16 protein-coding genes and 1 pseudogene are annotated in these 19,358 nt (G+C 42.5%); 7 read left to right on the top strand and 10 right to left on the bottom strand.

What is annotated here, in order from left to right:
* Positions 1-105: 105 nt before the first annotated feature.
* From D6V41_RS13305 to D6V41_RS13295, 3 genes are all read right to left on the bottom strand, one after another.
* Positions 106-1,692: a leucyl aminopeptidase family protein gene (locus tag D6V41_RS13305; protein WP_136252020.1), complete on the bottom strand. Its 1,587-nt coding sequence runs from the start codon at positions 1,690-1,692 to the stop codon at positions 106-108.
* A 36-nt stretch (positions 1,693-1,728) separates the two neighbouring features.
* Positions 1,729-2,568, bottom strand: a complete 840-nt coding sequence (locus tag D6V41_RS13300) for a mechanosensitive ion channel family protein (protein WP_136252174.1) — start codon at positions 2,566-2,568, stop codon at positions 1,729-1,731.
* 148 nt (positions 2,569-2,716) lie between these two features.
* Positions 2,717-4,087 carry an SLC13 family permease gene (locus D6V41_RS13295; RefSeq protein WP_136252019.1) on the bottom strand — a complete coding sequence of 457 codons (1,371 nt, stop codon included), beginning with the start codon at positions 4,085-4,087 and terminating at the stop codon, positions 2,717-2,719.
* A gap of 120 nt (positions 4,088-4,207) precedes the next feature.
* Here D6V41_RS13295 and D6V41_RS13290 point away from each other — a divergent pair, with 120 nt between their 5' ends.
* The 6 genes from D6V41_RS13290 to D6V41_RS13265 all read left to right on the top strand — a co-directional run bounded on the left by D6V41_RS13290 (position 4,208) and on the right by D6V41_RS13265 (position 12,041).
* Positions 4,208-5,521 (top strand): mandelate racemase/muconate lactonizing enzyme family protein, encoded by a 1,314-nt coding sequence (locus tag D6V41_RS13290; RefSeq protein WP_168711037.1) that lies wholly within the window; start codon positions 4,208-4,210, stop codon positions 5,519-5,521.
* A gap of 13 nt (positions 5,522-5,534) precedes the next feature.
* Positions 5,535-6,716, top strand: coding sequence for a WD40 repeat domain-containing protein (locus D6V41_RS13285; protein ID WP_136252017.1), 1,182 nt, complete (start codon positions 5,535-5,537; stop codon positions 6,714-6,716).
* A 152-nt stretch (positions 6,717-6,868) separates the two neighbouring features.
* Entirely contained in the window at positions 6,869-7,609 is a 741-nt protein-coding gene (locus D6V41_RS13280) for a FadR/GntR family transcriptional regulator (protein WP_241664547.1), read from the top strand.
* The gene (locus D6V41_RS13275) at positions 7,602-9,746 is read left to right on the top strand and encodes a TonB-dependent receptor plug domain-containing protein (protein WP_136252015.1); all 2,145 of its coding nucleotides are present in this window, start codon (positions 7,602-7,604) and stop codon (positions 9,744-9,746) included. Before D6V41_RS13280 ends, D6V41_RS13275 begins: the two co-directional genes overlap by 8 nt.
* Before the next feature lie 145 nt (positions 9,747-9,891).
* Complete coding sequence (uxuA, locus tag D6V41_RS13270; protein WP_136252014.1) at positions 9,892-11,091, top strand: mannonate dehydratase; 1,200 nt, start codon at positions 9,892-9,894, stop codon at positions 11,089-11,091.
* Complete coding sequence (locus D6V41_RS13265; RefSeq protein ID WP_136252013.1) at positions 11,088-12,041, top strand: sugar kinase; 954 nt, start codon at positions 11,088-11,090, stop codon at positions 12,039-12,041. The genes uxuA and D6V41_RS13265 overlap by 4 nt, the downstream gene beginning before the upstream one ends.
* 29 nt (positions 12,042-12,070) lie before the next feature.
* Here D6V41_RS13265 and D6V41_RS13260 read toward each other — a convergent pair whose 3' ends face one another.
* The 4 genes from D6V41_RS13260 to D6V41_RS13245 form a co-directional block, all read right to left on the bottom strand.
* Positions 12,071-12,352, bottom strand: a complete 282-nt coding sequence (locus tag D6V41_RS13260; RefSeq protein ID WP_136252012.1) for a SemiSWEET transporter — start codon at positions 12,350-12,352, stop codon at positions 12,071-12,073.
* Positions 12,353-12,604: 252 nt separating this feature from the next.
* Positions 12,605-13,105 carry an LURP-one-related/scramblase family protein gene (locus D6V41_RS13255; RefSeq protein ID WP_136252011.1) on the bottom strand — a complete coding sequence of 167 codons (501 nt, stop codon included), beginning with the start codon at positions 13,103-13,105 and terminating at the stop codon, positions 12,605-12,607.
* A 320-nt stretch (positions 13,106-13,425) separates the two neighbouring features.
* Positions 13,426-13,968, bottom strand: coding sequence for a hypothetical protein (locus tag D6V41_RS13250; RefSeq protein ID WP_136252010.1), 543 nt, complete (start codon positions 13,966-13,968; stop codon positions 13,426-13,428).
* Positions 13,938-14,423: a hypothetical protein gene (locus D6V41_RS13245; protein ID WP_168711030.1), complete on the bottom strand. Its 486-nt coding sequence runs from the start codon at positions 14,421-14,423 to the stop codon at positions 13,938-13,940. The genes D6V41_RS13250 and D6V41_RS13245 overlap by 31 nt, the downstream gene beginning before the upstream one ends.
* Between D6V41_RS13245 and D6V41_RS18540 the strand changes: the two are divergent.
* Positions 14,397-14,459, top strand: a pseudogene (locus tag D6V41_RS18540) (hypothetical protein); the annotation flags it as partial. The gene D6V41_RS13245 and the pseudogene D6V41_RS18540 sit on opposite strands and share 27 nt — an antisense overlap.
* Positions 14,460-14,494: 35 nt before the next feature.
* Here the strand turns inward: D6V41_RS18540 and D6V41_RS18385 are convergent.
* The 3 genes from D6V41_RS18385 to D6V41_RS13230 form a co-directional block, all read right to left on the bottom strand.
* On the bottom strand, positions 14,495-15,454 hold the full coding sequence (locus tag D6V41_RS18385; protein ID WP_241664546.1) for a hypothetical protein: 960 nt from the start codon (positions 15,452-15,454) through the stop codon (positions 14,495-14,497).
* A gap of 122 nt (positions 15,455-15,576) precedes the next feature.
* A complete protein-coding gene (locus tag D6V41_RS13235) occupies positions 15,577-17,163 on the bottom strand; it encodes a sulfatase-like hydrolase/transferase (protein ID WP_168711036.1) in 1,587 nt (528 codons plus the stop codon).
* 439 nt (positions 17,164-17,602) lie between these two features.
* Positions 17,603-19,309: an L-lactate permease gene (locus tag D6V41_RS13230; protein ID WP_136252006.1), complete on the bottom strand. Its 1,707-nt coding sequence runs from the start codon at positions 19,307-19,309 to the stop codon at positions 17,603-17,605.
* Positions 19,310-19,358: the final 49 nt, after the last annotated feature.

Here is a 19,358-nt window from a genome sequence, read left to right as displayed (position 1 = left end):
CCCGGGACCCCCAATGCTATGAAGAACGGTCATCCCGAGCTTGACTCGGGACCCCCAACGTATGACGGTGAACAGAAACAAATAAAACAAATCCAAACCAAATGACTATTCAATTTCTGTCAACCATTGAGTTAACAGGCGCACGCCATAGCCCACGCCGCCAGCGGGCACTTCATTTTTAGTGGTAGTTGTTAGTTCACTACCTGCTATATCCAAATGCGCCCATCTTGTATCTTCTTCAACAAATAGTTTAAGAAACATCGCCGCGGTTGACGCACCAGGCCCACCAGAACCGATATTTGAGGTGTCAGCGTGCGTGCTTTTGAGCATATCGCCATACGCTAATGGTAAATGCCAAAGAGGTTCATTAACGAGTTCGCCCGCGTTTTGGAGGCCTTGTAGCAATTCGTCGTCGTCACTGAATAACGCTGCATAACGGTCTCCTACCGCCCGAATTTTTGAGCCAGTCAAGGTTGCAATATTGATCATGATTTGTGGCTCATATTCCTTTTGCACGTGCCACATGGCATCAGCCATAATCAAACGGCCCTCGGCATCTGTGTTTTTTATTTCAACCGATTTTCCAGACATTGAAGTGATAATGTCTCCTGGAACCAAGGCTGTTTCAGACACCATATTCTCTGCTAATGGCATGGCCGCAATGACGTTCACTTTCGCATTTTGTTCAGCTAGGGCCTTTACCGTGCCAAGCACAGCCGCCGCACCTGCCATGTCGCCTTTCATCAAGGCAATACTCTCGTGTGTTTTAATATTGTAACCACCTGTATCAAAGGTTATGCCTTTTCCAACAAGCGCAATAGCTTTGTCATTGCCGCCTTTGTAGTGAACGATCATTAGGCGAGAGCCTGTTTGACTGCCTTGACCTACTGCGTGCAATAAGCCCATGTTCATATCTGCTATTTGTTTGTTATCAAATACCTTGATATCAACATTCAAGCCTTCAAGCGCTTCTGTTGCAGCCTCGATAAAAGTCACAGGAGTAATGTCCCGTGCGTTTTGATTGACTAAATCTCTTGCCAAAAACACGCCATTTTCAATGGCGCGAAAGCTCAGATATTGATCTGAGGCCTCCTGAAATGCATTACTTACAATCTGATAATTGTTATTTGGCGTTGGAGCCGATTGCAGATATTTGGTAAAGCGATAAGAACCTAAGTTTATTCCATGAGCGATGCTGGCAGCTAAAAGCGAATCATCTATCGAGGTTGTAAGGCCTTCCAAAATTACATCCACTGCCTGTACGTCTTCGTGGGTGAACATTTGTGCAATCTGTCCACCAATCGCATTAGCCTCAGCACGGCCCAGTTCACTGGCCTCACCAAGCCCTATAACAACAATTTTCTGAGTGTTTGCGCTTGCTGGCGCAACAATGCTGATTGAGCTTTGAAACTCACCAGAAAAATCATGGATATCTGATGCTTTGTCAATCAGCTCTTTTGTTGAGCCATCAACATTTGCCGATACATTTCCGTTTTTGTCACTAAATTGAAACAAAACACGGGCAAAGGAATTGTCGCTTGCAGTATTTGTAAAATTTACGGTAGTTGCTTTTGCGCCGAATGAAAGCAACCCGAATAAAAGCAATACAAAGAAGGCTGTCAAAACGGTAAGCATGTTTAAATGCTGTTGCGCTCTTTTTTGCAAACAGGTAATCGTGGTAGTAAAAAACATGATGAACTCCAAAAAATTAATCTCAACGGGTTTAGTTTAAGGTGTATTACCCGATTCGGTTTTATGCATGTGAATATCCATTTGAGGGTAGGGGATTGATATACCTTCTTCATCAAATCTTATTTTTACCGCTTCAGTAAAATCAAAAAGTAAGGGCCAGTAGTCAGAGGCTTTCACCCAGGGTCTTACCACAAAATTGACACTGCTTTCCCCTAATTCTGCTACTGCAATTTGAGGTGCAGGATCTGAGAGAACGCGCTCGTCTTTTTCAATCATGTCGGTTAGTACCTGTTTGACTTTTTTAATGTCATCTTCGTAACTAACACCGAATTTCATATCTACTCGACGTGTTTCCATCGCTGAAAAATTCGTAATACTGTCTGAGTAAATTTTCCCGTTTGGGATGATGATCCGCTTGTTATCAATGCTTCTCATTGAGGTGGTAAAAATTCCAATGTTATCTACCACTCCCATTGAGCCGCCTGCATCAACAAAATCGCCTGACTTAAATGGTTTAAATACAAGCAGCATTACCCCAGCAGCGAAGTTTGAAAGCGAGCCCTGCAAAGAAAGCCCAATTGCCAAGCCTGCTGCACCGATGATTGCAACTAGCGATGTTGTATCGACCCCTAATTGGGATAAGGCGACGATAATGACAATCAGCGTTAGGATCGCACTTAAAATCGACTTCAAAAAATCGACCAACATTTCATCGTATTTGGATTTTGAAAGCGCGGCACCCACCAGTTTAATAACCTGTTTTACAACAAATCGCCCTACCAGAAATATAACTATCGCAATGATCAGGTCGATTGAAAATGGAACTATATAGTCGTATAAAAAGGTACTTAGGTCATCTGCATTTAAGTTCATCACCTTTTCCACCATGGATTCAGCTGATAAATCTGGTGCACTGGTACTCTGTGGATTCGTTTCTTCCTGAACATTAAAACTAAACATACGTACTCCGGTTTTTGCAAAAACAATAATCGAATTTTGCTTACGTATGTTTTTTAGAAAATGCTTATCCCAATCGTAAAAATATTACACTGGTGATGACAACTACGCCGATAAGATTTAACAGAATACCAATTCGTGCCATTTGGTTAATACTGAAAAGCCTAGAGCTATAAGCAACGGCATTAGGCGGAGTAGCGACCGGGAGCATGAATGCGCAACTACAGCTTAAGACAGCCGGGATCATCAAAAGCGCCGGGTCGATACTGGTTGCCAGTGCAGTGGCGGCAAGTATAGGCATAAGCAACACAGCGGTAGCGGTATTGCTGGTGACTTCGGTTAAAAAGGTCACGATAAGGCAAATTAGAGCAATGGTAATGATTAATGGCATGTTGACAGCTTCGGCTAGTTGCGCACCGATGGCATCGCTTAGTCCGGTTTCAGTAAACGCCGTAGCAATACTGATACCAGAGCCAAATAGTATTAAAATTCCCCATGGAATACGCTCTGCATTTTCCCAATCTAGCAGTTTACCGCCTTTTCCATCACTAATTAGAAACATAGCTAGCACACCAATGAGCCCGACACTAGCGTCATTGGCTGGCAGACCAAACCATGCGCTCCAACCATCAAAAGGCTCGCTGCGGGTAATCCAAGCAACTGCAACGCAGGCAAAGACGATGAGCATGCGTTTTTCTTCTGTGCGCCATTGCCCCATATCAGGCAGGTTTAAATCACCAACTTTGCTTAAGCCACGGCTTAAAATAAACACAATAATCGGTAGCATAAGCAAAGTAACGGGCAGGGCAATGCTCATCCACTGGGTAAAACTAATATCAGCACCGGTAGTTTGCGAATAGACCTGCATAAACACCAAATTAGTGGGTGTACCGATAGGCGTTGCCAAACCTCCAACACTGGCGCCATAAGCAATGGCGAGCATAACGGCAATAGCCAGGCGTTTATTATGGTTGCTTTCAAGGGTGGCCAGTGCAATAGGCAAAAGCATTAACGCGGTGGCAGTATTTGAAATCCACATGCTCAAGCTTGCCGAAACCAGGGCAAACCCAAAAATCAAGCGCCAGGGATGGTGAGTGCCGGTGGCGTTGAGCATGCCCAGCGCCAAGCGACGGTGAGTGCCACTTTTTTCCATAGCAATGGAAAGCATAAAGCCAGCAAGCATCAACAATACAATAGGGCTGCCATATGCTGAGGCGACTTGTCCTGCGCTTAACACACCTGTGAAAGGAAAAACGGCAATGGGAATCAGCGCAGTGGCGGCGATGGGGATGGTTTCAAATATCCACCAAATTGCGCAAAGAGTCGTAACTGCCCCTGCAATGGCGGCAAAATTGCCAAAGCCTGCTGATAAAAGCAATACATAAACACTAATAGCTATGATGGGGCCGAGGAGAAACATGATTTTATTTAGAGGCATAATATTTATAGGCAAAATTTAAATTAAGTAAAAGTAGTCAGATAAAAATATCTGTCATACAGGTTGACTGCATTGGTTTTACCAAATATGATTAACCTTTGCAACAAAGGGTTAACATTTATGAAAAGACGTGACCTGCTTAAGTTGAGTGCGGGTGTAGCAGCAACGGCCTGTTTAGGCGCCTCTACAACGATCTTAGCATCAAGCAATTCTTCACTATCTAAAAACTTGCAGCCTAATAACAGAACGCCAAACGGTGCTGATTTTGACGCTATCCTTCAACAACCGGTTTTAAAACGCGATTTGTTTAAAACGCCAGTGACTATCGAAAAATTAGAACTGTTGAATAAAGATGATGAGTTTATTGTCAGGGTGACTGATAAAGAAGGAAGGCAAGGTCTGTCATTATGTAATTCACGCAGAGCTGATTCTGCCTGGCCAATGATTCTGACGCTAGTCAAACCCACCTTTGAGGGGAAGGACGCGCGTGATTTAGAAGCTTTGTTGCATGAAGTCTATATAACCTCTCCAAACTACAAATTTCAAGGGCTTGCGTTTTGGTCATGCGTTGCCTGGGTTGAAATAGCGATTCTGGATTTACTGGGTAAAATCGCCAAGCTGCCGCTGTGGGCGTTGATAGGAGAAAAACAGCGGGAGAAAATAGGGCTTTATCATGCTAATGGCGATCGTAAAAATTCTGCCGAATGGGTCATTCGCAAATTAGAATCACTATTGGAGGAGTCTGGTGCGCGTGCACTGAAATACAAGCTGGGTGCGCGTATGCATTATACTGAGGCCTCTACCGCAAGAGATAAAAAGCTTATTCCAGGCGTACGAAAGCATTTTGGAGACGACGTCACCCTGTATGCTGATGCAAATGGCTCGTACGATATCCCGATGTCCTTGTATATGGGAAAGATGCTGGAAGAACACGACTATGGCTTTTTTGAAGAGCCTGTCCCCTTCGATTATCTGGAGGAAACAAAAGCCGTTACTGACCAGCTAGCCATTACGGTGGCTGGCGGAGAGCAGGAAACCAGTATGTGGCGGTTTAAATGGCTCATTGCAAATCGTGCTCTAACGCTTGTTCAACCCGACCTGATTTATTTTGGTGGGCTTATTCGAAGCATGCGCGTGGCAAGAATGGCGCAATTGGCTGGGCTCCCCTGTGTACCGCACATATCAGGTTTAGGACTCGGTCAGCTTTATATGGCGCACTTTGTTACCGCGCTGCCCAATACGACAGATTTTCAGGAATACAAAGGTGACCGAGACAAAGTTCCCTATGTGCTTAGCGGCACGAATAAACGCTACAAAGCAAAAGATGGCTATATAAACGCGCCTCAAGGTGTTGGTTTGGGAATTACCTTCGATCCGGAATATATCGCCGAAATGAAAGAAATTACAAGCAGCATTCCAAGTCAATTGAGTTAGAAGAGAATTTTCTATGTTACAAAACACGCTTCAAAAAGTCAGGCATCATGTCCGCAATCCGTTATTGGCAAGCGTAGTGACTTGTATTGCTGCATCGAGTCTTTTTCTATCTTCTTCGGTATTGGCGCAAGAAGGCGCTGCTCCACAAAAAATGGCGCTTAACCACGTGTGGAGTCGATTAGCTGACAAAAATGGAGAATTAGGTTCCATTGAATCAGTGGAGTTTTCTCCAGACAGTGAGTACATCGTTTCCGGCTCAAAATATGATTACACAGTAAGAATGTTCAGAGTGTCTGACGGATTTGAAATGTGGAAGGTAAATGTCGGACAGGAAATCGAGCGTGTTGCATGGACGGCAGATAGTAAGCGGGTCGTTTCAGTCAGCGAAGACTTTTTTATGCGCGTATTTGATGCCAAGTCGGGTGAACTACTGGAGGAAATAAAACAGGAAGCTGGCATGGATGGTTTGACGTTATCTAATAACGGCAAACTTATGGCCACCGGCGCTGAGTCGCAGGACGAAGATAATAAAATTTCTTATGCACCTGCTACATTGTATTCGACCGAGGATTGGTCTGAAGTGCTTAAAGTGGATCATGGAGCCACCATAAACGATGTTGATTTTAGCTCAGATGATCAGTTTTTTATTACCGCTGGGCATCCGTTTATCAAAGTATGGAATACAAAGACCGGAGAGTTGATTGATACATTTGAAACTTTCGGTCAAGGAAACTTTGGCCGTGAGTATGATGGTTTTGTGAGTGCGCGAATTAATGACGACGACAGCTATTTAGCAGCGGGAACAGGCAGTGGAAATTTATATGTTTTCAGAGTAAAAGATGACGGAAAATTAAAACACGTTAAAACGATCAATCGTACCGGCAGAAAAATTGAAACCGTGACCTGGACTGCAGACGGTCGCTATATTCTTCAAGCTGGCCATTCACCGGTTGTTACCTTTTTTTCGCTTGATGCCATTTTAACTGAAGGAATACAAAGCCGATTTGTGCCGACGGCTTTAGAAGTGCCTCTAACAGATAATCTGGAATACATGGAGTTTAATCGTGAAGGTACTTTATTTGCGACAGCGCAACAAGATGGCACGATCCAACTCTTTACGTTTATGTCCGACAACCCGATGATCAATCAGTTGCGCCATAAGATGGTTAAAGAGGTGCAGTCGGAAGTGAAATAGCAAAGTCAATTGTAAAAATTGCAATGCGTTGTTTTTGCTTGTTTGTGATACTATCAGAGGTCTATTAAAGTTATACAACTAACCTTTGGGCTGAAGTGACAACGGGGCTTTTTAACGCTTTGTTGTTGCTATTGAGAAAATCGAGTAAAACCGTGAAAAGACTTTATCAACAGATTGCTTCGAAATTACTAAACGAAATTACCAGTGGAAATTACGAGCTTCACCAGCGTTTGCCTTCTGAGCGAGAATTGGCAGAGCGTTATGAGGTGAGTCGTCCTACTATAAGAGAAGCAATCATTGCGCTTGAAATATCGGGTGTGGTTGAAGTTAGAAACGGCGCAGGCGTGTTTGTAATTAGTCTCAAACCAGGCAGTGATGAAACAAGCGATAATGACATTGGTCCTTTTGAGTTGCTCGAAGCACGCAGGCTTTTTGAATCTGAAGCTGCAGCATTGGCCGCAAGTCAGGTAACTGATGAAGAGCTTGAAGCAATGGCTGAAGCCGTAGAGGCGATGGAGCGCGATAATAAGGCTAATGTACAAAACTTGGAATCGGCAGACAGAGAGTTCCACATGCTTATTGCAAGGGCGACAAAAAACAATGCCATTGAGTTTTCGATCGCACATTTGTGGGATGTCAGAAATCACTCTCCTTTGTGTATGCGACTTTTAGACCAAGTAAGAAGCAAAGGTATACAACCAAGAGTCGATGAACATCGCCAGATATTAAACGCGCTTGAAAAGCGTGACCCACAGGCTGCGCGCAAAGCGATGAAAGAACATTTAACCCGAGTAATTGACATGGTTTTTGAAGCGACAGAAATAGAAGCTATAGAGCAGGCAAAACGTGCTCTGGAGCAGCAGCGGAATCGATTTTTGAAAAGTGATGTATGAGTATAGAGTTAATATTGATAATCTTTCGAGACAATTTATAGCTCTTGCGTGTATTTGCTTTTTTTTATTAATAACTCCTAACGTTTACACATATCAATCAGCAAACCCAAACTTACCACAATTAGCATCTGAGTCTGAAGAAGCGCAAGTTTACGATGCCCAGTGGTTTGCTGAATTCTCCCCTGTTACAGCCGCAGATATGGTGCGCGTTATTCCTGGCGGACAGCGAATAATTCAAACACCTGGCAATAATGAAGATGCATCTGACTTACAATCCATCCGTTTATTGATTAATGGCACGATAGCCAGTTCAGAAGAATCAAACTTAATTGATTTATTAAACGAAATTCCCGCAAGTAAAGTCGCGCGGATCGTGCTTGTATTTCAGCAAGACTTGTCACTTATACAAAGCACGAGTGATCCTTATATCGACATTCAGTTGAAACAGGATAGTGATAGTTTGCAAAGCGCGCAAACGAATTGGAGTCTGTCCTTTTCTAAAGCAAAAAACCACGGAATCTCTCCAGGCTTGCGTTTGTCTCGCACACAAACATTTTCGCAATCTGGTTTAGAGCGAGATTTAAGATTAACCGCTCGCATAAGACCTCGTGACCGTTATCGGCTCGAATCAATTAATACTTTTTCGCCTGACATGACACTTGCTGAGCAGGAGTCACGCGAAATATTCAGACGGGGTTTTCGCTATCAACTCGGAGGCAGTGGGGCGGCAGAGTTTGATAGTGATAACCGCTTGCGTATCAACCTTGCAACATTGTATGAGGACACACCAGAAACACGATATGCTGATAGATTTGAAATAGAGCGAGAAAGAACACGCCTTGAAAAACTGGATGAAAACTTTATTCGAAAACAAGTTAATTCATCGCTGGAATATCGAGACGACACGTTTTACGACACTCAAATGCGGCTTCTTGCTGCATTTGAATTCAACGATTCTGATGAAACAAGTGATAGTTTTCGTTTACGAGATTTTGTATATAATCAAACAGAGCGGCGAATTGTATCAGACAGAAGTTTACTCGGCAGTGTTGCTGCGCAGGTCACGCAAGATATTGATGATGATAATCGTCTGCGGTATCTGTTTAATATCGAACATCAAAACCTCGATTCGTTTCTCTCAAGGCAAGACGTTGATGATAACATCTTTGAATCCCTTAGCGATTTAAACGCAACGCAGACACAGATAGAGGAATTGAGAATAGAACCCGATCTGCGCTTTCGGCAACGTAGAGAGCAATTTCGATTTGGTATTGAGTTAGCCTGGGAGTTTACTAAGTTGACCACAGTAACTGACTCAGGAAAGACAGAGAAAACGAATCAATTTTTAAAACCTACCCTTAATCTTGAAACTGAACTAGATGAGCAAACTAATCTCAGGTTAAGATTTACGCGTTCGGTTAATCAGCTTGATTTTGATGACTTCAGAGACACCTTTACTCAGTTAGATGACGAAATACGCAGAGGCAATCCTGACTTAAAACCAGAGCAAGAATGGGTCACAAGCCTTCAGTTTGTTAAGCGCTTTACTGAAAAACGCGGAAACATCGAAGTTTTAGGATTTTACAGTCGCCATAGAGACAAGATAGAACGTATTGCGATAGAGCAAGAATCTGTAGTGGGCAACATTGGCAACGCGACGGAGTGGGGACTAGATGCTGACCTTAGTTTTCAGTTTAACGACAAACTGATCACGCCACTACTGGAGCTTGAATACTCGTGGCGAAAATCGTCAGTTGTTGATCCCTTTCTAGGTATTTCCCGTCAATTTAGCGATCAACCCAGACATACTTATCAGATAGGGCTTCAGGGGAATTTGCCAATGGTAAATGCCGAGTTTGGAGTAGCATATGGGGCGCAGTCGGGAGCAAAGCGCATTGAGTTTGATGACCAGCAACATGAGTTTGAAGATATAGGGAATTTAAATCTTTTTATTGAAACGCGTGTAAGCAATGATTATCAGCTCACTTTGTCTGTTAATAATCTACTAAATCAAACGGAAACTCGAGAGAGGCAACGGTATCGCGGTAATATTGCGGGAAATGTCCTTCGTGAAATTGAGTTGCGACAGCGCATAAGCGGTCGGTTTCTCGAGTTAACGCTTGATGGAAGACTTTAGATAATCCGAATCCTGTTTAAGATTAAATAAACGAGAAAGTGTAAAGTTTTTACTAAAATTGGTAATGCAAACATCCTGAACCTACTTTACCAATATTTACAAATTCGATATGATTAACGTCACGTAATTTAAAAGTAGAAGATTTATGATTGAAACATGGCGTTGGTTTGGTCCAAAAGACACGATTTCTTTGAGAAAAATCCGCCAGGCAGGCGCGACAGGTATTGTCTCATCCCTGTATGATATTAAAACAGGTGAAGCGTGGCCGCTTGAGCAAATCATTGAGCAAAAAGAAATGATTGAACAGGAAGGGCTTACCTGGGAAGTCATTGAGAGTATCCCTGTCCATAATAATATTAAAACGCGTACCGGCGACTATTTGCGCTACATCGAGAACTACAAAATCAGTATTGAAAATGCGGCGAAGGCAGGGGTTTTTACCATCTGCTATAACTTTATGCCCGTAGTGGATTGGACGCGCACAAATCTCAATTACACGCTATCGAACAATAGCCAGGCCTTACGATTTGAGATGACAGATTTTGCAGCTTACGATGTGTTCATGCTAAAGCGCAAAGGTGCAAGAGATTCCTATAGTGCCGAAGTGATGGATAAAGCCGAATCTCGTTTTTCGCAAATGAATGAGGAAGAAAAAGCCGCACTTGAGAAAAATATAATCGCCGGTTTGCCTGGTGGGGAAGGAAGTTACAATCGAGAAAGCATTGGCGAGGCTATTCAGCAGTTTGTCGATTTAGGCACCGATAAATTTCGGGAACACCTATTTTTGTTTTTAAACGAGATTATTCCTGTGGCAGAGCGAGTGGGAGCCAAAATGTGCATCCACCCTGACGATCCGCCATTTTCTCTTTTCGGCCTTCCTCGAGTGGTTTCTACAGCCGATGATGCACAAGCTTTATTGGATGCCTGCCCCAGTCCAGCAAATGGATTAACAATGTGCGCGGGTTCTTACGGAGCGCGTTCTGATAATGATTTAGTGCAAATGGTGAAACGCTTTGCACCTCGTATTTATTTTGTGCATCTGCGCAATGTAATAAGAGAGGCAGACGGCTCATTTTACGAATCTGACCACTTACAGGGCGACAATGACATGGTGGGCTTGGTCCATGCCTTGCTGACTGAAGAACGTCGCCGACAATCAAGCGATGATCCGAACGACAATAATATTTTGATCCCCATGCGTCCTGATCACGGTCATACACTTGACGATGAGCAACGCGATGTGTCGGTAAAACCTGGATATAGCTATTTGGGTCGCTTAAAAGGGCTTGCTGAATTAAGAGGTGTCATTCACGCCACAAGCCATATTATGGATAGTAAGTTATGAGCAATAAAAGTATCGCCTGTTTGGGTGAATGCATGCTTGAACTGAGTGCAGCAGGTGATGACTTGTTTAAGATGCGCTATGGCGGAGATGTGCTAAATACGGCGGTATATTTATCGAGACTTGGAAGTAAGGTATCTGTTGTTACTGCCATGGGGCAAGATAAGCGCAGTCAAAATGTCATATCAAAATGGCAGAAAGAGGGCTTAGACGTTGATGCCGTGTTTCAGGATGAACAGCGCTTGCCAGGCATGTACCTAATAGAGACTGACGAATATGGAGAACGTTCTTTTTATTATTGGCGAAAGGAATCCGCAGCTCGACAAATGTTTCAATTAAGCACCGCTTACTTTCAATCTTTGATAAAGCACGACATTATTTATTTTACGGGAATTACACTTTCACTCTTATCTGCAACAACTTATAGTGCATTTATCAATATGCTCATGCGTTTAAAAGAGGCAGGTAAACAAGTTGCCTTTGATTTAAATTATCGCCCAGCAAATTGGCGATCTGCTCAAAATGCAATATCCAATATAGAGGATGTCTTACCCTATTTGGATATTATTTTTCCAAGTTATGATGATCATCTTGTATTACATCCGAAGCATTCTAAAAAAAATGCAGTAAACTATTATGATGAATTTGGTATTGGCACCATTGTATTGAAAAACGGCGCAGATGGTTGCTATGTGAAAGCGTCAAACACCGACCGAATACAACATTTTCCGACCTTGCCAATTACACCTATCGACACAACTGCGGCTGGCGATGCATTTAATGCAGGTTACCTACATGCTTATATGAAAGACGGCAAAGTGTCTAAGTGTGTTGAGCTTGCTCAAAAAGTAGCTAGCGTGGTTATCCAACATCCTGGTGCTATCATACAGCCTGACAGTTTTAACCAAGCGTTTAATGCGCAGGAAACGTCGCTTAAAACCGGCGCGCTCTAGCGCCGTGGCGAGGTGTTCCTAGCTCTATTTTATCTTTGCTGGGAGCGCAAACGTTTCGATTGCAAAGTATGTTTTACTTTTAGAAATAGAATAATGCCGGCAAAGGTTATAGTAAACGCATTCGCCAAGATCATCGGCCAGTTCATCAGAAGCAGGCCATAAACAAGCCACATTAAAATTCCCAGCATAAATACAGAATACATGGTAAGTGAAAGGCTCTGTGTATCCTTTGTTTTTATGACCTTTACTGCTTGTGGTAAAAAGGAAATGGTTGTGCAAAACGCCGCGATATAGCCGAATAATTCAGTCATGAATTAAGCCCTACTGAATACTTTCAACGCTGAGCATCCAATGAGCATTATCGGCATAATCAGACCAATACGGTCTCTCACCAAATGTTTTATTTTTTTCAAACACAAGAAAACCTTCCGAGAATAACCAAATTCTTATTCAAAACTCGCCACCCAACCAGATGTCGAGAATAGCAGTAAGCAGACTAAAAATGAACGGGTAGTAATTTTTTATCGCTTTCTATCTACATCGAGAAATGATTATGGGGATGACTAATCATCCGCAAACATAGAACCACTGTCTTTATGTTGCATTCTGTCAATAACAATCACCAAAGCAATAAGTTGCGGCGTTAAGGATTCGTCGTAGATATCAATACCGTAACTATCGCTGAAGCTAAATAGCGCCTTTGACACAGTGGCCAGGAGTTCGCTTCTGCGGCGAATTTCATACTCGTATTGCCAAAGATTGCCAGTCATTTCAAGTTCGCCTTTAGGCGTTTTAATAGTGAAACGCGTTGTCCAAAATGGCCACCACCGTTTTTTGATCAACCACTCGCTGCCATCACTATTGACTATGCGACAAGCGGGTCTAAACGATAAATATTTCCGTCTGATTTTTAAAATCTCACGTCCCGATGCATCAAACATTGTTTGACTGCTGGAAATACTAAATATCTTTCCTTTGGCGGTAAATGCAGTTCGCCCATGTGCATCTTCAATATTGAAACTGTCTGATAAGCTAAAAAACTTTTGTTTGATCCGATATTTCATAAGGCTTCCTTTTTTGAACCGATGCTAGTTTTAAACCGGCGCAAGTTTAATATACTGATAATAGGCGTAGCTTTTGAGAAGTTTAAGAAAAAAGATGTAAGTAAGTGTAATGAGTGAAGAAAATTTAGGTATTTACCTTGATTTGAAAACAAAGAAAGCACCTTAACTATTGTTTAATATAACCTTTAAGGCAATGCTAAGCATTTCTAGCAAAGAACTAAACAAGAAAGAACTAGAAAAGAAAGATCAGGCAAAGAAATAAGCAACATAGAACGACGAGCACAGAATGCATTAGCATAAATAAGGTCCTAAAAAATCCTTTATGCACTCATTGTTGTAATCTCAACAACCGTTTTTACCAATGATTTCGCGTAAATAGAGCGATTGCGTTGTTCATCAAGAGCAGCACTTACGTCGTCTGCTGTGACTCGTTGATTAGCTCTCATTCTGTTAAGCAATTGCAATACAGGGTCACTGGCATCCAGAAAGTTTACGTTTTTTACGTATAGTTGCTGTGTCGAGGAGTTTGGGTTACATATCTCCTTGGCTAGCAAGGCATTGTGCTCTTGCTGATGCCTGCGGTAGTCTGCCATTCTGTGGATCCATGACGCATCGCCATTGTTGTGTGACAGGGTATGAATGCGAACCAAAGTTCTTGGGTGAATGGTATTTAGTGCTTGGTTAACTGCAGCTTCAGTGGCGCTTTTATCATCCAGTGCTTTTAAGCTAACATACTGACGTAAAATAGCAGCGTCATGCGCGCGAGCAATGTCACGCGCGCCGTTATTGCTCTGTTTTATAGCATTTTGATACAGGTCTTTTAATGCGGCATTTAGAATCTGTTTTCCCTTCCAACCATACATAGTGCAAATTTTTCACTACGCAGTTTTATATCCTGATTTTGTTTTAAATCGTTAATTAACTCATCCAGGCGGGGATCCTGTGGATCTAAAGTTGATAAAACACGGCCTTTACTACCGGGATGATAGTAGTCATCTCTATCTTCTACAGGTCTTGCGCGCATCGCAGATAATAACGCAACCTGAGCATCTTCATCCTTCACTAAATTTGCAGCAAAGGCAAACCAACCTGCATCTTCAACTAAAGCGATGGGACTAATTCCCAGTGGGAAATACCTTTGTCGAGAATCGGCATCAATGCTTTGTCTTTCATTGTGATTGCTTGCGAATGCGAAATTTGAACCAAAGCCTGAAAGCGCTAGTCCACCAAGCGCACTGCTTATTACACAAAGCTGTAAGAATCGACGTCGTTCGTTTAGTTTGCTCATGCCTTGTTTACTCATGCTAGATTCACTCATGCTAGATTCACCCATGCTACCTTTACTTATGCAGTGCTTATTCATGCAACGCTTACTTATGCAACGTTTACTCATGCGACGAAACGAGCGCGTATTTGCGCTTTTTGTTTATTCGAAATTCTAAAACCTTTGTATGCTTCATTTTCTGAAAGCCTGCCATCAAAGGTATCTGCGGCTACACGCAAATATTCCCAGGCAAGCCCCAAAGCTCTTGCGTAGCCACTTTGCGGATTTTCCTCATCAGTGGCCAGCTTAACTGCTTCGTCAAACCTACTTTCAGTCGCAATGCTACCGTTGATTTGCTGTTCCCGGACTAATCTTATGATTAAATCTTCTTCGTTATACATGTTGGGTTTAGTTATATATTTTTGCAGTTTGACCGGATCCGGATTTTGATTAGCTTGCACATACCATGGCAATGGTTCGTAAGGAGATTGTACGTTTTCGATGATTTTATCAGCCATACTTTGCGCGTCTAATCCGCTAGTGTCTATGTGCCTAACAGTGGCAAAGTCGTCTAGATAAGCGTAAGTCACAAGCTTTTCAAACGGCTCAGCTTGTATTGCTTCGATGCCTTTTAAATTTTCAAGGTGGTAACTTAAAGTTGAAGGATTAAAGTCTTGAAAGGGTGATACGCTTGGTCTTTTACCATTATCGTAAACCTTTTCAAAGGTGATAGCATCGTGGAAAGTCTGCGCTTCTTGTTCATAAAAATGAGGATTTTCGTCGCTTGCAACCGCTTGAAACATAGGCTTAAAAGTGTTGTCAGCCGCTCTATGACCGATTGCGCCAAGACTCGCTGCGAGTCTTTCATCATCTTTTATGCTTGCGTTTTCAAAGTCTATGGCTCTTTGTTCCAGTAACAAAGTCACAATAAAGAAACGACCGCCACGCATGGCAGAACATAACAATCCTGAATCATATGCACGCGATAAGCATTGCGTAAAGCGTTTAGGAAATCTATCCTCAGCGAGTTTTATCAGCCGCATAGCATCTTCATAAACTGCCACGTGGGTAATATGTTCAGACATGGAGTCTCCTTAAAAACGATTTAAATTAAATAGCGCACTTATTTCTTATCACGCATTATTCTTTACTCAATAATCGCGTTACTCAATAATCAAGTACTCAATAGTCTTATTATTTAGTACCTTTACATTTGCTCGCGACGTTGCTTGGCCGCATCAAATTCTGCGTAAGTGCGACTCTCCCAGGCATCAAGCATATCTATAAGTTGCTCCAATTCCTTTGGAAATTGTTGGCTGATATCTGTTGTTTCAGCGATATCATCAACCACATCATAAAGGCTGTATTGCCACTGTTGATCTTCCTTGTCTCTTTGCCCCACCAATCGCCATTTACCGTAGCGCACGGCTCGTTGATTTTGCCATTGGTAAAATATGGGGGTGTTTCGTGTCTGATCTTCGTCTAGTTCATGATTAGTAAAACGCTTCAACAGAGACTCACCAGCTGGCGCGATAGTAGGTTCGTTTCTGATTTGCTTTGGATATGAATTGTCTACGAACGCAAGCATGGTAGGTAAAATGTCTTTTACGTGAGCAGGATATCGAACTATTCTTCCTTTGTTTTTAGCTGCGTCTTTTTCTTCATTTTGCTGTGAGTTATCAGTCGACTGCGTAATCATACTTTTTGGCAATCGCACAATAAAAGGCGTATTTACACCGCCGCCATAACTTGAGTTTTTTGCTTGTTTAAAGGGTGTATTTCCAACATTTGCCCAATCGCCGTTTAAACTTGCCCAGCGATCGATTTGACCGATTTTACCTTCGCCTATGTCAACTTCTTCAGCCGAACTGCCATTGTCTGATAAAAAGAGGATCAGGGTATTGTCTAGCTGATCATGTTTGGCCAGGTGATCAAGCAAACGGCCGATTTGCTTATCAAGGCGGGTGGTCATTGCTGCGAATACTTCCTGACGAGCAATTTCATCTGCTCGCTGCTTGTCAGATAGTGAAGACCAGTCTCGATAAATAGCATCAGATACCGGTGCATTTTCATCGATAAGCCCTAGCGATTTAATACGCTCGATTCTTTTTTGACGAATGGGTGCATAACCCATGTCATAAACGCCACTGTACATGTCTCTGTCTTCATCTGGTATATGTAGCGGGTCATGAGGCGCTGTATAGCTCAGATACAAAAAGAAGGGCTGCTGCTTTTCTATACTCGTTTGCGTTAAAGCAATAGACCAATCGGTAAATTCATCAGTTGCATAAAAACCTTTCTCAGGGGTAAAAGGGGCAAAACACTTTCGGTCAAAACAATAGGGACGTTCCAGGGGACGTTTTTGTGCAGGGAGCGCCTCTTCTGGACGCTGATAGCCAGGATTAAAATAATTCGCCGCTCCTGCAAATAATCCCCAGTAATGGTCAAATCCTAAATCCATTGGATGGTCAACGCCGTGATGTTTACCTACAAAAAGTGTGGTGTAACCGGCGTTTCTAAAAACATCACCTAAAGTAAGGCTATTAACCCAAGGCTGTCTCCACGTTTTACTGGCGCCGACACTTTGCGCATACTGACCGGTTAAAAGAGAGGCTCTGGTTGGAAAACACTTTGAGGTGTTTGTAAATTGGGTGAAACGCATGCCATTATCAGCGAGTTCATCAAGCACGGGTGTATTTATTTCACTGCCATAACTGCCTAAATCTGACCAACCTAAATCATCTGCGAGGATAAGAACAACGTTTGGACTCTGCTCAGGTGACTCTTTAGCCAAAATATTAGCGCAATAAAGACATGAGAATATAAGCGTCAATGAAATTATTTGGCAAGACTCTTTGATACCGCGATGCATTTTTGACCTCAATGTTTTAACTAATGCCAGAATATTATTGCAAACGAAACCAATAGAAATCTTGAGCCAATTAATAAATTGTTTATCCGTTTGATGTATAAAATATTGGTCATATAGGTCGAAGTGAATGTGTAATATAGATGGAGATGGCATGTCTGTCAAGATTACGATCAAAGTGTTTTCAATATTCTAAAAACTAATAGAGGGTTAGGTTTCACCCCCCCCCCTAGTGTCCAAAGATAAATAGTCTTGCCTAGTACTTCATTTGAATGCTTTATTTCAAGAATGCTTTGTTTCAAGAATGATTTTTTTCAAGAGTCTTGTTCTTAATCAACAACTATCAGTAATACGATTGCCTTATTTATGAAACTTTAATCAATGGATCAAATATCTTTAAAATGTGTATCCCTATCATCGCAAGAGTACCGACTGCGAGCACGTAGTAAAACATTGGTAGGATCGTGCGCTTAAGCGTTTCACCCTCTTTGTCTAAAAGCCCGACAACTGCTGAGGCTGCGACGACATTATGGATCGCAATCATATTACCAGCGGCTGCGCCAACTGCCTGAGTCGCCACAATTAGTGCTGGTGATACACCTAAGTTCATTGCTACCTCAAATTGGAATTGAGCAAACATAAGATTCGACACTGTATTACTACCAGCAATAAAGGCGCCCAAAGCGCCTATAGTAGGTGATATAAGTGGGAATGCGCTTCCGAAAATGTTGACAAATAATTCAGCACTTGCCACGGGCATGCTGGGTAAATCAGAAAGATTGACGCCAGAGTTTATAAAGATGCGTACCATAGGAATGGTAAACACCAAAACAAAGCCAGCTTTAAGCGTTGTTATGCCAGAGTCTTTAAATGACTTGGTAAGGATACTGGAAGATTTCGACGCTTGTGTTGCAGCAGCAATAAGTGCACAACCAATCAAAATCCCTCCTGGTAAAAACAAAGGGGCAAACGAAGCATTTATATTGGCTTCTCCCAATATGTCGGTAAACGAGATAGAAATCGCGTTTAAACTGCTTTTTAGTTCAGGTATTGTCCTCGACAGCACCAGTAGTGCAGCCATAAGCAAATAGGGCGCCCATGCAACTGAAATAGACATGTTCAGAACTTGCTTATTAGTTTGCGACCTTTCTGCTCTTAGAGTGCCTAACCAGTGCTGGGGCCATTTGTCTGACGGAGCAAAATCCCAATGATTTTTTGGCATTAAAAAACCATGTTTTGCAGCAGTTAAAACAATTAGCATGCTGGCCAGACCGCCCAATAATGAGGGAAACTCAGGACCGAGTAAAATGCCCGTGATAGCATATGGAACCGTGAATGCTAATCCAGCAAAGATGGCGAAAGGTACAATTGCCAGTCCTTCTCTCCAACTTTTATTTTTCCCAAAATATCGTGTAAGCAGCATCACCATTATGAGTGGAATTGGAATACCGACGATTGCATGAATGACAGCAACATGATGCGTGATAAGCATCACAAATTGTTCCCAACTCCATGCAACCTTACTTAACTCGATAGAAATGCTGGCAGCATCCAATCCATTGTTTACTCCAATAACAATAGGCGTACCTACCGCTCCAAAACTGACCGGCGTACTTTGAATTAACATGCCTAACATAACTGCACTTAAGGCAGGAAATCCTATTGCAACAAGCAATGGACCAACTACTGCTGCGGGTGTACCAAAGCCTGAAGCTCCCTCGATAAAGGTGCCAAAACACCACGCTATGATGATTGCTTGAACGCGTCTATCAGGAGAGATGGCGATGAACCCGTGTCTGATTACACCAATAGCACCGGTGTGTTTAAGAGTAAAAAGTAGAAAAATCGCTCCAAAAATTATCCAAAGGACTGAGCTTGTAATCACTAAGCCTTGTAGGCTTGATGCGATGATACGAGACAGACTCATATCCCAAACCTGAAGAGCAATGCCGACTGTTAACACTAAAACGATTGGCATGGCTGTTTTCGCAGGCATTCTTAAACCAATCAATAATAGTCCTGAGAGCAGAATAGGCGAAAGGGCTATTATTCCATATAAGGTCTGAGACACAGTTATTCCTTTTAATTTGGCCCGCATCACCATCTGACTGACCAATTAT

This window comes from Ningiella ruwaisensis (assembly GCF_004798935.1).
GTDB classification, from domain to species: Bacteria; Pseudomonadota; Gammaproteobacteria; order Enterobacterales; family Alteromonadaceae; genus Glaciecola; species Glaciecola ruwaisensis.
Note: the sequence above shows the minus strand (reverse complement) of the source record. Positions and strands in the feature narration are given on the sequence as shown.

Coding starts and splice junctions, on each gene's coding strand:
- D6V41_RS13290 (WP_168711037.1), top strand. CDS start 4,208: ATGAAAAGACGTGACCTGCTTAAGTTGAGTGCGGGTGTAGCAGCAACG.
- D6V41_RS18385 (WP_241664546.1), bottom strand. CDS start 15,454: ATGTCTGAACATATTACCCACGTGGCAGTTTATGAAGATGCTATGCGG.
- D6V41_RS13260 (WP_136252012.1), bottom strand. CDS start 12,352: ATGACTGAATTATTCGGCTATATCGCGGCGTTTTGCACAACCATTTCC.
- D6V41_RS13250 (WP_136252010.1), bottom strand. CDS start 13,968: ATGTATGGTTGGAAGGGAAAACAGATTCTAAATGCCGCATTAAAAGAC.
- D6V41_RS13295 (WP_136252019.1), bottom strand. CDS start 4,087: ATGCCTCTAAATAAAATCATGTTTCTCCTCGGCCCCATCATAGCTATT.
- D6V41_RS13255 (WP_136252011.1), bottom strand. CDS start 13,105: ATGAAATATCGGATCAAACAAAAGTTTTTTAGCTTATCAGACAGTTTC.
- D6V41_RS13275 (WP_136252015.1), top strand. CDS start 7,602: ATGTATGAGTATAGAGTTAATATTGATAATCTTTCGAGACAATTTATA.
- D6V41_RS13265 (WP_136252013.1), top strand. CDS start 11,088: ATGAGCAATAAAAGTATCGCCTGTTTGGGTGAATGCATGCTTGAACTG.
- uxuA (WP_136252014.1), top strand. CDS start 9,892: ATGATTGAAACATGGCGTTGGTTTGGTCCAAAAGACACGATTTCTTTG.
- D6V41_RS13285 (WP_136252017.1), top strand. CDS start 5,535: ATGTTACAAAACACGCTTCAAAAAGTCAGGCATCATGTCCGCAATCCG.
- D6V41_RS13245 (WP_168711030.1), bottom strand. CDS start 14,423: ATGAGTGAATCTAGCATGAGTAAACAAGGCATGAGCAAACTAAACGAA.
- D6V41_RS13305 (WP_136252020.1), bottom strand. CDS start 1,692: ATGTTTTTTACTACCACGATTACCTGTTTGCAAAAAAGAGCGCAACAG.